We start from the raw sequence: 15,389 nt of genomic DNA, 5'->3' as shown, positions 1-15,389 counted from the left end.
CAATGGCGAACATGCGTACTATTTCTTTTGACGGGATCGTAATTGGTGGTGGCGGCGCAGGTATGCGTGCGGCCCTGCAGATGGCCCAGTCCGGCTACAAGACTGCGGTAATCACCAAGGTATTCCCGACTCGTTCACACACAGTATCCGCTCAGGGTGGTATCACTTGTGCGATCGCCAGTGCAGACCCCAATGACGATTGGCGCTGGCACATGTACGACACCGTGAAGGGCTCTGATTACATCGGAGACCAGGAAGCGATCGAGTACATGTGTTCCGTGGGGCCCGAAGCGGTCTTTGAGCTGGAGCATATGGGATTGCCCTTCTCCCGTACCGAGGAAGGCCGCATCTATCAGCGCCCGTTCGGCGGTCAGTCCAAGGATTTTGGCCGCGGTGGTCAGGCCGCGCGCACCTGTGCGGCGGCCGACCGTACTGGCCACGCCCTGCTGCACACCCTTTATCAGAACAACGTGAAGCATAAAACGGAGTTTCTGAACGAGTGGTTTGCCATTGATCTGGTCAAGAACCAGGACGGTGCCGTAGTAGGCGTTATCGCCATGTGCATCGAAGATGGCGAAGTGGTTTTCATTAAGTCCAAGGCAACGGTATTTGCTACTGGTGGAGCGGGTCGTATCTTCGCCTCTACCACCAACGCGCATATCAACACCGGTGACGGTGTGGGCATGGCCCTGCGCGCCGGCATGCCGGTGCAGGATATCGAGATGTGGCAGTTCCACCCCACGGGTATTTACGGTGCGGGCGTACTGGTGACTGAAGGCTGTCGCGGTGAGGGTGGATACCTCATCAATAAGGACGGCGAGCGTTTCATGGAGCGCTATGCGCCCAACGCCAAGGACCTCGCGGGACGGGATGTTGTGGCCCGCTCCATGGTGCTTGAGATCCTCGACGGTCGCGGCTGCGGCCCGGAAGGCGATCACGTATTCCTGAAGCTCGACCACTTGGGTGAGGAACTGTTGAACAGTCGCCTGCCCGGTATCTGTGAGCTTTCCAAGACCTTCGCGCACGCCGATCCAGTTAAAGTGCCGATCCCGGTTGTGCCTACCTGTCACTACATGATGGGCGGTATCCCCACCAACGTTCACGGCCAAGCTTTGACCCAGGACGCGGCGGGGAATGATCAGGTTATCGATGGCTTCTATGCCTGTGGCGAGGTTGCCTGTGTATCTGTCCACGGCGCCAACCGCCTGGGCGGCAACTCCCTGCTGGACCTGGTTGTATTTGGCCGCGCCTCTGGCCTGTTTATCGAAAAAGCCCTGCGTGAGGGTATCGAGCACCGCGAAGCGTCCGAGTCTGATATCGAAGCGGCAATGGCGCGTCTGAATCGCCTCGAAACAAACGAGACCGGTGAAAAGGCTGCAGACCTGCGCAAAGAATTGCAGGGCGTGATGCAGAATCACTTCGGTGTATTCCGTCGCGGCGACTACATGGCCGAAGGCGTGAAGAAACTGGCCGACTTGCGCGAGCGTATCGAGAATGTACGCCTGGACGACAGAAGTCGCGCCTTCAACACGGCCCGTGTTGAAGCCCTGGAGTTGCAGAACCTGCTAGAAGTTGCCGAGGCCACGGCGATTGCCGCTGAGACTCGCACGGAAAGCCGCGGCGCTCACGCCCGCGAAGACTTCCAGGAACGCGATGACGAAAACTGGCTGTGTCACTCCATGTACTTCCCTGGGGAAAAACGTGTGGGCAAGCGTGCGGTAAACTTCGCGCCGAGCACCATGGAAGCCTTTGAACCGAAAGCTCGGACCTACTGATTCGGGAGCGGAATAGAGTATGTTGAAAGTAAGCATTTACCGTTACAACCCGGAAACCGACAAAGCGCCGTACATGCAGGACTACCAGCTCGACACCCAGGGCAAGGACCTGATGGTGTTGGACGTGCTGGAGTTGCTCAAGGCTGAGGACGCAACACTGTCCTTCCGCCGCTCCTGCCGCGAGGGTGTCTGTGGTTCCGATGGTATGAATATCTCCGGACGCAATGGCCTGGCCTGTACCACGCCACTGTCTGAAGCTGCACCGAAGGGTAAGTTGGTACTGCGCCCACTGCCGGGCCTGCCGGTGATCCGCGATCTGGTTGTGGACATGGAGCAGTTCTACGAGCAGTACAGAAAAATTGAGCCGTACCTGCAAAATGATACGCCGGCACCAGCCATTGAGCGTCTGCAATCCCCTGAGGATCGCGAGAAGCTCGACGGTCTGTACGAGTGCATTTTGTGTGCCTGTTGCTCCACTGCCTGTCCGTCATTCTGGTGGAACCCGGACAAGTTTATCGGCCCGGCGGGTCTGCTGCAGGCTTACCGCTTCCTGGCGGATAGCCGCGATCTAGCCACAGATGAACGTCTCTCCAATCTGGATGATCCATTCAGTGTGTTCCGTTGTCACGGTATCCAAAACTGTGTCAACGTATGTCCCAAAGGTTTGAATCCGACCCGCGCCATCGGCCATATTCGCAATATGCTGTTGACGCGCGCCGTATAGAGAATACCGGGCACGCCGCTGGCGGGCCCGGTGCCAGGTATGGCGCTAGGTGATATAACCGGTTGCACCGGAATTAAATTGAAAAGGGGAGGTGGCTTTATGCGCCTCCCCTTTTGTGAGTGAAGGAAAGCGCAGTGGTTAGAGCGACAAAAGCCCACTGCAATCGAGGTAGGCATCAAAATGCACGAAAGTACCATGGAGCAGCTGTGGCGTAGCTCCCATATCTCCGGGGGCAATGCCGCCTATGTGGAGGAGCTTTACGAGACCTATCTGCATGACCCCAACGGTGTACCGGAGGAGTGGCGCAATTACTTTGACAGCCTCCCCCGTGTTGGTGGCAGCAGTGATGTTTCTCACGCCGCAGTGCGCCAGCACTTTGAGCTGCTCAGCAAACACCGCGCCCGCCCGGTAACGGCTCCGGGCTCCGGCTCCGGCTCCGTTAATATCGATCACGAGCGCAAGCAGATTAAAGTTCTGCAGCTGATCGATTCTTATCGCCACCGCGGCCACAAGAAAGCCACCCTGGACCCGCTCGGCCTGATGGCCCGTGAACAGGTACCCGATCTGCAGCTGAGCTACCACGGTCTGACCGAAGGTGATTTCGACACCACCTTCAATACCGGTAGTCTGTTCCTGGGTAGGGAAGAGGCCACCCTGCGTGAGATCGTCGAGGGCTTGGAGCGGACCTATTGCGGCAATCTGGGCTCGGAAATCATGCATCTCTCCAATCTGGAAGAGCAGCAGTGGTTCCAGCAGCGCCTGGAGCGCAGCCAGTCTAAGGCCAATTTCGGCACCGATATCCAGATTGAAATTCTGCAGCGACTCTCCGCCGCAGAGGGCCTGGAGCGCCACCTGGACTCCAAATACCCGGGCACTAAACGCTTTGGTGTTGAGGGTGGCGAGAGCCTGATCCCGATGATGGACGCCCTGATCCGTCGCTCCGGCACCTACGGGGTGAAAGAGATCGTGATTGGTATGGCTCACCGCGGCCGCCTGAATACCCTGGTGAATATCCTCGGTAAGAACCCGTCTGACCTATTTGAAGAGTTCGAGGGCAAGAAAACCCTGGATACTTCTGGTGATGTGAAATACCACCAGGGCTTCTCTTCCAATGTGATGACTCCCGGTGGCGAAGTGCACTTGGCTCTGGCGTTTAACCCGTCGCACTTGGAAATCAGTGCACCGGTCGTGGTTGGCTCTGTGCGTGCCCGCCAGGATCGCCGCAAAGACTCCACCGGCGAGAAAGTTATGCCGATCAACATCCACGGCGACGCGGCCTTTGCCGGCCAGGGTGTTGTGCAGGAAACCCTGCAGATGTCTCAGACCCGCGGTTACTACACCGGCGGTACAGTGCACATCGTGCTGAATAACCAGGTGGGCTTTACCACCAGCAAGCGCGAAGACGCTCGCTCCACCGAGTACTCCACCGATCCCGCCAAAATGATCGATGCCCCGGTGCTGCACGTAAACGGCGACGATCCAGAAATGGTTGTGCTGGCGGCGCTGTTGGCGGTGGACTACCGCTACGAATTTAAGAAAGACATCGTGATCGACCTGGTGTGCTACCGCCGCCGCGGTCACAACGAGACCGATGACCCGTCCGGTACCCAGCCACTGATGTACCAGACCATTCGCAAACACAAGACCACCCGCACGCTCTACTCCGAGAAGCTGGTGGGTGAAGGGATCCTGGACAAGCCTGCCGCCGACAAGCTGGCCAACGACTACCGCGACAAATTGGATGCGGGCGAAGACGTGGCCACCGGTTTGGTGAAGAAGCCCGACTCCTCCATGTTTGTGGACTGGAGCCCCTATTTGGGCCACGACTGGGACGAGCCCGCGGATACCGGCTATGCGCTGCCCAAGCTGCAGGATGTCGCTACACGCATGACCAATGTCCCCGACGGCATTGTGATGCAACGCCAGGTCTCGAAGATCTATGACGACCGCCGCAAGATGGCCGGTGGTGCCCTACCGCTGAACTGGGGAATGGCGGAAACACTCGCCTACGGTACCCTGCTGGAAGAGGGCTTTATGGTTCGCTTCACCGGTGAGGATGTGGGGCGCGGAACCTTCTCCCACCGCCATGCGGTGGTTCACAGTCAGAAGGACGGTCAGAGCTATGTGCCCCTGCAGCACATGTTCGAAGATCAGCCGCCGTTTTACATCTACGACTCCCTTCTATCCGAGGAAGCGGTGTTGGCGTTCGAATACGGCTACGCCACTACCACGCCAAAATCCCTGGTGGTTTGGGAAGCCCAGTTTGGTGACTTCGCCAACGGTGCCCAGGTGGTGATCGATCAGTTCATCACCTCTGGTGAGCATAAATGGGGCCGTATGTGCGGTCTGGTGATGCTACTGCCTCACGGTTATGAAGGCCAGGGCCCGGAGCACTCCTCCGCGCGCCTGGAGCGCTTTATGCAGCTGTGTGCCGAGCACAATATCCAGGTGTGTAACGCCACCACCCCGGCGCAGATCTTCCACCTGCTGCGCCGTCAGGCGGTACGTCCTATGCGTCGCCCTCTGGTCATCATGAGCCCGAAATGGATTCTGCGTCATAAGCTGGCTACCTCCAGCCTGGAAGAGCTGGCCGAAGGCCGCTTCCAAAATGTGATCCAGGATCAGGGTGTGGATCCGGCCAAGGTCAAGCGTCTGATCCTGTGTTCCGGCAAGGTGTACTACCACCTGCTGGAGGCGCGTATGGAGCGCGAACAGGAAGATGTCGCATTTGTACGTATTGAACAGCTGTATCCCTTCCCGGACGAAGAGTTCGTGGAAGCGGTCTCCGCATTCAAGAACATCAAGAGTGTCGCCTGGTGTCAGGAAGAACCCATGAACCAGGGCGCCTGGTACTCCAGCCAGCATCATTTGCGCCGTGTGCTGTCGGAAACCCATCCGAAGCTTCACCTGGATTATGTGGGCCGCGCGCCATCGGCGGCACCTGCGGCGGGCTATATGTCCACGCACTTGGAAGAACAGAATAAGTTCATCAACGAGGCGCTGACCGTCAAATAAAAGACGGCAGTAATTTAAGCAGAGTCAATCTCAGGAAACAGGAAAAATGACGATCGAGATTAAAGCGCCAACTTTCCCGGAATCCGTTCAGGACGGTACTGTCGCCACCTGGCACAAACAACCCGGCGAAGCCGTGTCCCGCGATGAACTGATCGTGGATATCGAAACCGATAAAGTGGTACTGGAAGTGGTTGCACCGGCTGACGGCGCGCTTTCCGAAATCATCAAGGGCGAGGGCGATACCGTTCTCTCCAATGAGGTGATCGCCAAGTTTGAAGAGGGCGCCGGCGCCGCAGCCGCTCCCGCAGAAGAAAAGGCCGAAGCACCTGCCGCTGCAGCACCTGCTGCCGGCGATAAAATTGCTATGCCGTCCGCCAAAAAAATGGCCGCGGAGAAGGGCGTGGATCTGGGCGGTGTTGAAGGCACTGGCAAGGGCGGTCGCGTTCTCAAAGAAGATGTAATGAAAGCGGGTACTGCACCGGCGGCCAGCGCACCTGCGGCTGCCGCTGAAGTGGCCGTGGCTCCGGGTGAGCGCGTAGAGAAGCGCGTTCCTATGACCCGTATGCGTAAGCGTATTGCTGAACGCCTGCTCGACGCTGCCCAGTCCACCGCCATGCTCACCACCTTTAACGAGGTGAACATGAAGCCGGTGATGGATCTGCGTAAGAACTACAAGGATCTGTTTGAGAAGACCCACAATGGCACCCGCCTTGGTTTCATGGGCTTCTTTGTTAAGGCTGCGGTTGAAGCGCTGAAACGCTACACAGCGGTGAACGCCTCCATTGATGGTAACGATATTGTTTACCATGGCTACCAGGATATCGGCGTAGCGGTTTCCTCTCCGAAAGGGTTGGTTGTGCCGATTCTGCGCAACGCTGAAAATCTGGGCCTGGCGGATATGGAAAATAATATCCGTGATCTGGGTGTGCGCGCTCGCGACGGCAAGCTGTCTATCGAAGAGATGACTGGCGGTACCTTTACCATCACCAACGGTGGTGTATTTGGCTCCCTGTTGTCCACGCCGATCCTGAATCCACCGCAAACGGCAATTCTGGGTATGCACAAAATCCAGGAGCGCCCGATGGCGGTAAACGGCAAGGTGGAAATCCTGCCGATGATGTACCTGGCGCTGTCCTACGACCACCGCCTGATCGACGGTAAAGAAGCGGTTGGCTTCCTGGTGGCGATCAAGGAAATGATCGAAGATCCGGCGCGTATTCTGCTCGAAGTTTAAAAATAGGTCCTGGGGCCCGTGGGTCCCCTCGATCACACTGCATTAGAATTATCTGGAACTGATCATGTCGGAAAAATTTGACGTAATCGTAATTGGCTCCGGTCCTGGTGGTTATGTCGCTGCCATCCGTGCCGCTCAGCTGGGCCTGAAAACCGCTTGTATTGAGAAGTGGAAAACTAAGGATGGCAAATACGCAAATGGCGGCACCTGCCTCAACGTAGGTTGCATCCCATCCAAGGCACTGCTGGACAGCTCGTGGAAGTACCACGAAGCCAAAGATGCCCTCGACGTGCACGGCATTGAAGTCGGCAAGGTCAAGATGGATGTCAGCAAGATGATCGAGCGCAAGGGCGAGATCGTCAAAAAGCTGACCGGTGGCGTGGCGAGCCTATTCACGGCCAATAAAGTGACCTCCATTTTCGGTACCGGCAAACTGCTGGCCAACAAGAAAGTGGAGGTTACCGACGACGAAGGCAACACGACAGTCTACGAAGCGGAAAACGTGATCCTGGCCTCGGGTTCTGTGCCGGTCAATATTCCGCCCGCTCCGGTAGACGATAAAATTATTGTCGATTCCACCGGAGCCTTGGAATTTACCGAAGTACCCAAGCGTTTGGGTGTGATCGGTGCTGGCGTTATCGGTCTGGAGCTGGGCTCTGTATGGAACCGTCTGGGTTCCGATGTAGTAGTTCTGGAGGCCATGGACAAGTTCTTGGCAATCATGGACCAGCAGGTTGCTAAGGAATCCCAGAAAATCTTCAAAAAGCAGGGTCTGGATATTCGCCTGTCCTGCCGCGTTACCGGTTCTGAAGTGAAGGGCGACGAAGTGGTTGTCACTTACCAGGACAAAGATGGTAAAGAGCATCAGGAAACTTTTGACAAGCTGATTGTCTGTGTTGGCCGTCGTCCTTACACCGAAGGTCTGTTGTCCGAAGACGCCGATGTGAAAATGGACGAGCGCGGATTTATTTATGTCAACGACCTGTGCATGACCTCTGCACCGGGCGTATGGGCTGTGGGCGACGTAGTACGCGGTCCGATGCTGGCACACAAAGCTTCTGAGGAAGGTGTTGTAGTTGCCGAGCGCATCGCCGGGCAGAAACCGATGATGAACTACGACGTGATCCCCAACGTGATCTACACCCATCCGGAAATCGCTGCGGTTGGCCGTACCGAAGAGCAGGTGAAAGCTGACGGCGAGCCCTACAACGTAGGTAGCTTCCCGTTTGCGATCAACGGCCGCGCTATGGCCGCCAACGATACCCAGGGCTTTGTAAAAATCATCGCTCACGCAGAAACTGATCGTGTACTGGGTGCCCATATTGTGGGTCCTTCTGCCGCAGATCTGGTTCAGCAGGTGGCGATCGCGATGGAGTTTGGCTCCAGTGCGGAAGACATCGGTATGACCGTATTCGCACACCCGACACTGTCCGAGGCGGTGAAGGAAGCGGCGTTGGGCGTGAATGGCCATGCGATTCACACCATGAATCGCAAGAAGCGTAAGTAAAAGTATTTTTCGATGTCGGGGCGACGAATTATTTTAATTGGTCGCCCCGGTTTCATTTGCAGAATTCGAAATTTGCAACGACGGAAATTTCGAGTTCTGTGTTTCAGGTGCAGAGCGATCTGCAATTAGTAAACACATTTTTATATGTGAATTGGTATTGACTATGAACTTGCATGAGTATCAGGGCAAACAACTGTTTGCGGCATACGGATTGCCGGTTTCCAAAGGCATTGCAGCGGAAACCCCGGCAGCGGCAGTAGCAGCGGCTGACGAAATTGGCGGTGATAAGTGGGTAGTAAAGGCCCAGGTACACGCCGGTGGCCGCGGTAAGGCTGGCGGTGTAAAGCTGGTAGATTCCAAGGCAGAAATTGAAGCGTTTGCCAAGAAGTGGCTGGGTGAGCGTCTGGTAACTTACCAGACAGATGAAAATGGCCAGCCGGTAACCCGCATTCTGGTAGAAAGCTGCACTGACATTGATCAAGAGCTGTACCTCGGTGCTGTTGTTGACCGCTCCACTCGTCGTATCGTTTTCATGGCCTCCACCGAAGGTGGCGTTGAGATCGAGAAAGTAGCGGAAGAGACTCCGGAAAAAATCCTCAAAGCCACCATCGATCCTCTGGTAGGCGCTCAGCCTTATCAGGCGCGCGAATTGGCTTTCAAACTGGGCCTGAACCCGACTCAGGTTAAGCAGTTCACCAAGATCTTCCTGGGCCTGGCAAAAATGTTCCAGGAAAAAGATCTGGCTCTGCTGGAAATCAACCCGCTGGTAATCACCACCGAAGGCAACCTGCACTGTCTGGATGCCAAGGTTGTGATCGACAGCAACGCGCTGTACCGCCATGCCGACCTGCGCGAAATGCACGATCCTTCCCAGGAAGATCCGCGCGAAGCGCACGCTGCCAAGTTCGAACTGAACTACGTAGCCCTGGATGGCAGCATCGGTTGCATGGTAAATGGTGCTGGCCTGGCCATGGGCACCATGGACATCGTCAACCTGCACGGCGGCAAGCCGGCCAACTTCCTCGACGTTGGTGGCGGTGCGACCAAAGAGCGCGTTGTTGAAGCGTTCAAGATCATCCTGTCCGATGAGAACGTAAAAGCCGTACTGATTAACATCTTCGGCGGTATCGTTCGCTGTGACATGATCGCCGAAGGCGTTGTGGGCGCAGTGAAAGAAGTTGGCGTAAAAGTACCGGTTGTTGTACGCCTGGAAGGTAACAACGCAGACCTGGGCGCTAAGGTTCTGAGCGAAAGTGGCCTGAACATTATCGCGGCCACCAGCCTGACCGATGCGGCTCAGCAAGTGGTTAAAGCTGCGGAGGGTAAATAATCATGTCAGTACTGATTAATAAAGACACTAAAGTAATCTGTCAGGGCTTCACCGGCTCCCAGGGGACTTTCCATTCCGAGCAAGCGATTGCCTACGGCACCAAAATGGTTGGTGGCGTAACTCCGGGCAAAGGCGGCCAGACGCATTTGGGCCTGCCGGTTTTCAACACCGTGAAAGAAGCGGTCGAAGAGACCGGTGCGGAAGCCTCCGTCATCTATGTACCCGCGCCTTTCTGTAAGGACTCCATCCTGGAAGCGGCCAACGCTGGTATCAAACTGATTGTTTGTATCACCGAAGGTATCCCGACTCTGGATATGCTTGACGCCAAAGTAAAGTGCGACGAGTTGGGCGTGCGCCTGATCGGTCCGAACTGCCCGGGTGTGATCACTCCGGGCGAGTGCAAGATCGGCATTATGCCCGGTCACATCCACAAGCCGGGCAAAGTGGGCATCGTTTCCCGTTCCGGCACCCTGACCTACGAAGCGGTTAAGCAGACTACCGATTACGGCTTCGGCCAGTCCACCTGTGTGGGCATCGGCGGCGACCCCATCCCAGGTTCTAACTTCATCGATATTCTGGAAATGTTCCAGAATGACCCGCAGACCGAAGCGATCGTTATGATCGGTGAGATCGGCGGCACTGCTGAAGAAGAAGCGGCTGCTTACATCAAGGAAAATGTCACCAAGCCGGTGGTTTCCTACATCGCTGGTGTAACTGCTCCTCCCGGTAAGCGTATGGGCCACGCGGGCGCAATTATCTCTGGTGGTACTGGTACCGCTGATGAGAAATTTGCCGCCCTGGAAGACGCCGGTGTTAAAACCGTGCGCTCCCTGGCGCAGATCGGCGACGCACTAAAGGAAATTACTGGCTGGTAATAGCCGGGTAATTTCCTGTCTGCGAAAAGGCCGCTTCTTTCGAAGCGGCCTTTTTTATTTCATATCAAAAATGTTACGCGAAAGTTTTTCGGTTTGGATTGAAAAAATCAGCCGGATGCCTGCTGTGCACCATATAAACCATATTTGTGCCCACGGTTGCGTCCCCGTTGATAAAGGACAAAAGCGGTTAATATAAGCTGCATTATCTCTGCAATAGGCATTGCATACCATATCCCCACTTCCCCGGCTATCAGTGGCAAAACAAAAATTAACGGTAATACAAAAAAATAAGTCTTTGCCAGGCCAAGGATCGCTGCGTGCTTGGCGTCGCCGATAGCCTGAAAAAAAGTACTTATCATGATGAGTGGTCCAGCTAGGAAATAGACCATCGTCATCATAGGTAGTATACGCGCCACCTCTGTAATAATTTGCTGGTCACTGACAAAAAGGGCTCCCAGGGATCCTTTCAGTAAAATTACGCCCAACTGTAATGCGAGGCAGTAACCAAATGCTATTGTCAAAGCGATATTGATACTGCTATCAGCGCGAGACCAGATTTTAGCGCCGACATTATTGCCCACTACAGTCTGAAAGGCCTGGCTCAGTCCGAGTAGAGGCAGAAAGATAAAGGTCATAATACGCGTAATAATACCGTAGGCGGCGACTGTCGCATCATAGTTACCACCTCCCCAGGCCTGGATACTGAAAATTATTGTGATAGATGTGAGTGATACACCGATATAACCCAAGCTGGATGGTAGCCCCAGGGATAGATAGCTAGGCCAGAAATTCAGTCTGCGTGAGATGCGGAAGACTTGTGTATCGATTACTGTGCGGCCGTATTGGCGATAGCCCGCCAAGATTACCAGGGTGATTGCCTGTGCTAGGGCGGTGCCGTAAGCAGAGCCGGCCACCCCCATATCCAAGCGCGCAATAAAAATATAATTGAAAATAATATTGAGTAGCACGGAGGTTAGGGAAACTATAGCCATTAAGGATAGTCGTCCCTCGCAGCGCAAGGTATCAAGGTTAACTGAACCGATAAATAATGTCGGGGATAAAAAGATTAATATCGTTAAATAGGTAAACCCCATTTCCGCTAGAGCTTCTGAACCATTGGCTACTAGCAGTGTTAATTGTTTTCCGCTAGCCACAAACAGCAACATCAACGTAGCACAAATCACCAGTGCCAGTGTAATTGCCTGGGAAAATGCTTGTCTCGCCTTATCTTTTTCTCCTGCTCCGAGTAGCCTGGCCTGTACGCTTGAATATCCACTGGAAATCAATGAAGAAAGTGCTACCAGCAACATAAACATTGGGAATGTTAAGGTCACTGCGGCTAATGCTTCAGCCCCTACATACTCCCCTAGAAAGTAGGCATCCAACAGGGTAAACGATCCGTTTACCAACATTATCAGAATAATAGGCGCAGCCGTCTTAAAGAAAACTGGCAGTAAGGCGCCGTTAACAAATATATTGTCTTGTCGTTGGGTCATAGTAAATCCATTTTACAAATTACCACTGTGCATCTCCGCGATTTCATTAAACTTGTTTAACACAAATTGTTTGAAATCATCCGGCCATGAGTAGATGGCTTTTTCAAAACTGATTCTGCTGTTTCTATAGAGAGATCGGCTTGCCTCTTCTAAACCGAGTGTATCTCCTGCCACTAACAGCATAAACCTATCGAGTTGTTGCTGACTTATGGTGATTCGCTCCTCAGGCGAAACGTTTTTTCGTGCCTGTTCCACCAGCTTACGAAGAGTGACAGAGGCGCCACCGGGTTGCTTGCTCAACCATTCCCAGTGCCGGGGTAACAGGGTGACCTCTTTGGAGACAACCCCCAGTTTTGGACGCCCTCGCTTTGAGCCCTTGGCTGTTGGGGGTGTCAACCTAGCCAGCACAGTTTCAATATCTCCATGCCAATCGATATCAAGTCGCTTACAGCTGTCTGTCTCGAAGATAAGAGGCTCCAGAGACGCGTCCATAGACTTCACTCGGCGAATGACGGCCTCGAGTGTTCCCCGTGCAATAAGCTGTTGCTGATCAATCACTATATAGTCTGAGGGCGTTGTTTCCATTATTAATATTTCCTGGGTAAAAATATTAACACCAGGGTAAATATAGGGAGTTGAACGGTTTGTGTACAGGGGAGATTTTCTATGGTCGAAATGCTAGTAAGAATAAGGTCGAGCCAGATTGAGGCATCGTAGCCTGTACTTGCCCGTCCCCCATTTTTTTGTTGAGGGGCCAACAATATACACGCCTTGTCACCACTCCTATACTGCGGAAAACCAACTGTTAGGGAGTGAACATGGCTAAGGCACTGATCGGAGTAATCGGCGGGAGTGGTCTCTATGAAATGCCGGGATTGACGGATGCGGAGGAGCTGCGAGTTGATACCCCGTTTGGCGCGACCTCCGATAGTATCGTTTGTGGCAAGTTGTCCGGTATACCCGTGGCCTTTCTCTCACGCCATGGGCGCGGCCATCGATTGATTCCCTCTGAAGTGCCTTACAGGGCGAATATCCACGCACTGCGGCAATTGGGAGTGCGCTATATCCTCTCTCTCTCTGCCGTAGGTTCCCTGCGCGAAGAGGTGCGCCCTCTGGATATGTTGGTTCCCGATCAGTTCATTGATATGACCCGTCGGCGCGACAGCACTTTTTTTGGTGAGGGTGCGGTGGCCCATGTTTCTATGGCGGACCCGGTGTGTGGTGCAGTGGCGGATTGCCTTGCGCGAGCTTTTGCCTTCACTCAGGCGGAGCAGTCGACCAAATTACACCGGGGTGGCAGTTACCTCTGTATTGAGGGTCCACAGTTTTCAACGCGGGCGGAATCCCACTGGTATCGCAGTATGGGGGCTTCCGTCATTGGTATGACCAATATGCCGGAAGCTAAATTGGCAAGAGAGGCACAGATTGCCTATGCCACACTGGCTATGGCCACCGATTACGATTGTTGGCATCCCCGAGAAGAGGCTGTGACGGCGGAAGTAGCGATTGCCAATTTGCAACAAAATGCTACACGGGCCCAGCAGGTGGCCGCTGAGGCGATTCGCTTGTTGGGGGCAGAGCAGCCAGAGTCTGTTGCGCATACGGCACTGGCTAGTGGCTTAGTCACCCCTATAGACAGCCTATCTGAGGCTCAGCGCACTGTAATAAAACCACTGCTTGAACCGTCAAAATTAGTGCATGAAGAAGTGGAGCACTGAACCCTATGCACGAAACACTGCCGTTATTGGAAATTTCCGACTTCCCAGCAATACGCCGGGATCGTATCGAAACCCTGCAGGTAAATATAGGTTACCGTTGCAACCAAAGCTGTGTGCACTGCCATGTGAATGCGGGACCGAACCGAACCGAAATGATGTCCGATGAAAATTTGGCACTGTTGGTGGAGGTGATCGCGAGGCGAAATATTCGCACCCTGGATATCACCGGCGGTGCGCCGGAATTACATTGGGGGTTTCGTGATCTGGTGAGTGCTGTGCGAACACTGGGTGTAAAGGTGATAGACCGCTGTAACCTTACCGTGCTGTTCGAGCCGGGGCAGGAGGCCACTGCGGAATTCCTCGCCGAAAATACTGTAGAAGTGGTGGCTTCTCTACCCTGCTACTCTATGGATAACGTGGATAAGCAGCGTGGTAAAGGGGTGTTTGATAAGAGCATTGCCGGATTGCAAAAGCTCAATACGCTCGGCTACGGCCAGGAGGGTTCGCCGCTTACATTAAATTTGGTCTATAACCCCCAGGGGGCCTCTTTGCCTCCACAGCAGAAGGCCCTGGAGGCCGATTATCGCAGGGAGCTGGCCGAACACTTTAATATTAAGTTCAATCATTTATTCGCCTTGACGAATATGCCGATTAAACGATTTGGCTCCATGTTGATTTCTAAAGGACAATTTAAAGAATATATGACCCTGCTGCGGGATAGTTACAGCGCTTCCAACCTCGATGGAGTGATGTGTCGCAGCCAGGTGAGTGTGGGCTGGCAGGGCGATTTATACGACTGTGATTTCAATCAACAGTTAAGTATTCCTATCGCGAATCGGTTGCACTTGCGCGATTTACTGGAGAGGGATCTTGCCGATTCAAGTATTCGTGTGGCCGACCACTGCTATGGTTGCACTGCCGGTCAGGGCAGCAGTTGTAGTGGAGCTCTTTAGCACAGAAGCAGCCTAGATGGGGGGCAACCGAACCGGTTGCCTGAGGTCATTGGGGCAGAGAAAGGAACGCGCCTTATGGGGAAGAGAATACTACTATTGCTGGTTATCCTTGCCTTAGTATTTGCTTTTTATGCATTTGATTTAAATCAGTGGTTGAGCCTGGATAAATTAAAAGGTGGTGGCGAGCAATTCCAGCAGTGGCAATCAACTTTCCCCGTATTACTGGGGGTGCTGTTTTTTATTTTTTATATTCTGGTCACCGGCCTATCGCTGCCCGGGGCTGCAATTCTCACTATTGCCGCAGGAGCCATTTTCGGTTTGTTGTGGGGGACCTTAATCGTGTCCTTTGCATCCAGTGTTGGTGCAACCATTGCTTTCTTGATGGCCCGCTATTTATTTAGGGATTATGTGCAAGAGCGTTTCTCGACGCGCTTAAAAGTGGTGAACGATGGTGTTGAGCGAGAGGGTGCCTTTTACCTCTTCGCTCTGCGTCTGGTACCAATTTTCCCGTTTTTTTTGATTAATATCTTAATGGGCCTCACGCACCTGAAAACCTGGACATTCTACTGGGTTAGTCAGATAGGCATGCTGGCGGCAACGATTGTGTATGTCAACGCGGGTACGCAACTGGTGCGGATAGAAAACCTGAAAGATATTGCTTCTCCAGAATTGCTGTTGTCCTTTGCCCTTCTGGGGATATTTCCACTATTGGCAAAATATTTTATAAATTGGCTGAAGCGCCGCCGCGCGGCCGGGTAATTA

The 15,389-nt window shown here is 54.0% G+C and carries 12 protein-coding genes; 10 read left to right on the top strand and 2 right to left on the bottom strand.

Going from position 1 to position 15,389, the window contains the following annotated elements; all coding sequences use genetic code 11:
- Positions 1 to 2 precede the first annotated feature (2 nt).
- From sdhA to sucD, 7 genes are all read left to right on the top strand, one after another.
- On the top strand, positions 3 to 1,775 hold the full coding sequence (gene sdhA, locus ACCI51_RS08575) for a succinate dehydrogenase flavoprotein subunit (RefSeq protein ID WP_299587253.1): 1,773 nt from the start codon (positions 3 to 5) through the stop codon (positions 1,773 to 1,775).
- Between the two features lie 19 nt (positions 1,776 to 1,794).
- Positions 1,795 to 2,499 carry a succinate dehydrogenase iron-sulfur subunit gene (locus ACCI51_RS08570; RefSeq protein ID WP_299587249.1) on the top strand — a complete coding sequence of 235 codons (705 nt, stop codon included), beginning with the start codon at positions 1,795 to 1,797 and terminating at the stop codon, positions 2,497 to 2,499.
- 180 nt (positions 2,500 to 2,679) lie between these two features.
- Positions 2,680 to 5,514 carry a 2-oxoglutarate dehydrogenase E1 component gene (locus tag ACCI51_RS08565; RefSeq protein WP_299587247.1) on the top strand — a complete coding sequence of 945 codons (2,835 nt, stop codon included), beginning with the start codon at positions 2,680 to 2,682 and terminating at the stop codon, positions 5,512 to 5,514.
- A 46-nt stretch (positions 5,515 to 5,560) separates the two neighbouring features.
- A complete protein-coding gene (odhB, locus tag ACCI51_RS08560) occupies positions 5,561 to 6,748 on the top strand; it encodes a 2-oxoglutarate dehydrogenase complex dihydrolipoyllysine-residue succinyltransferase (protein WP_371843292.1) in 1,188 nt (395 codons plus the stop codon).
- A 64-nt stretch (positions 6,749 to 6,812) separates the two neighbouring features.
- Entirely contained in the window at positions 6,813 to 8,255 is a 1,443-nt protein-coding gene (gene lpdA / locus ACCI51_RS08555) for a dihydrolipoyl dehydrogenase (protein ID WP_299587243.1), read from the top strand.
- Positions 8,256 to 8,418: 163 nt separating this feature from the next.
- The gene (sucC, locus tag ACCI51_RS08550) at positions 8,419 to 9,585 is read left to right on the top strand and encodes an ADP-forming succinate--CoA ligase subunit beta (protein ID WP_299587241.1); all 1,167 of its coding nucleotides are present in this window, start codon (positions 8,419 to 8,421) and stop codon (positions 9,583 to 9,585) included.
- A 2-nt stretch (positions 9,586 to 9,587) separates the two neighbouring features.
- The gene (gene sucD, locus ACCI51_RS08545) at positions 9,588 to 10,460 is read left to right on the top strand and encodes a succinate--CoA ligase subunit alpha (protein WP_143730881.1); all 873 of its coding nucleotides are present in this window, start codon (positions 9,588 to 9,590) and stop codon (positions 10,458 to 10,460) included.
- A gap of 107 nt (positions 10,461 to 10,567) precedes the next feature.
- Here the strand turns inward: sucD and ACCI51_RS08540 are convergent, their stop codons facing one another.
- Both ACCI51_RS08540 and ACCI51_RS08535 read right to left on the bottom strand, forming a co-directional pair.
- Complete coding sequence (locus ACCI51_RS08540; RefSeq protein ID WP_371843291.1) at positions 10,568 to 11,956, bottom strand: MATE family efflux transporter; 1,389 nt, start codon at positions 11,954 to 11,956, stop codon at positions 10,568 to 10,570.
- A 12-nt stretch (positions 11,957 to 11,968) separates the two neighbouring features.
- A complete protein-coding gene (locus ACCI51_RS08535; protein ID WP_371843290.1) occupies positions 11,969 to 12,541 on the bottom strand; it encodes a DUF2239 family protein in 573 nt (190 codons plus the stop codon).
- A 233-nt stretch (positions 12,542 to 12,774) separates the two neighbouring features.
- On the opposite strand from ACCI51_RS08535, the gene mtnP reads away from it, so the two are divergent.
- The 3 genes from mtnP (at position 12,775) to ACCI51_RS08520 (ending at position 15,386) form a co-directional block, all read left to right on the top strand.
- Positions 12,775 to 13,674: an S-methyl-5'-thioadenosine phosphorylase gene (gene mtnP / locus ACCI51_RS08530; protein WP_299587232.1), complete on the top strand. Its 900-nt coding sequence runs from the start codon at positions 12,775 to 12,777 to the stop codon at positions 13,672 to 13,674.
- Positions 13,675 to 13,679: 5 nt separating this feature from the next.
- Positions 13,680 to 14,627, top strand: a complete 948-nt coding sequence (gene arsS, locus ACCI51_RS08525; RefSeq protein WP_371843289.1) for an arsenosugar biosynthesis radical SAM (seleno)protein ArsS — start codon at positions 13,680 to 13,682, stop codon at positions 14,625 to 14,627.
- Between the two features lie 75 nt (positions 14,628 to 14,702).
- The gene (locus ACCI51_RS08520) at positions 14,703 to 15,386 is read left to right on the top strand and encodes a TVP38/TMEM64 family protein (RefSeq protein ID WP_371843288.1); all 684 of its coding nucleotides are present in this window, start codon (positions 14,703 to 14,705) and stop codon (positions 15,384 to 15,386) included.
- Positions 15,387 to 15,389 lie beyond the last annotated feature (3 nt).

Source organism: Microbulbifer echini (assembly GCF_041447225.1).
Lineage (GTDB): Bacteria > Pseudomonadota > Gammaproteobacteria > Pseudomonadales > Cellvibrionaceae > Microbulbifer > Microbulbifer echini.
This window is presented reverse-complemented; position numbering and strand designations above follow the sequence as displayed.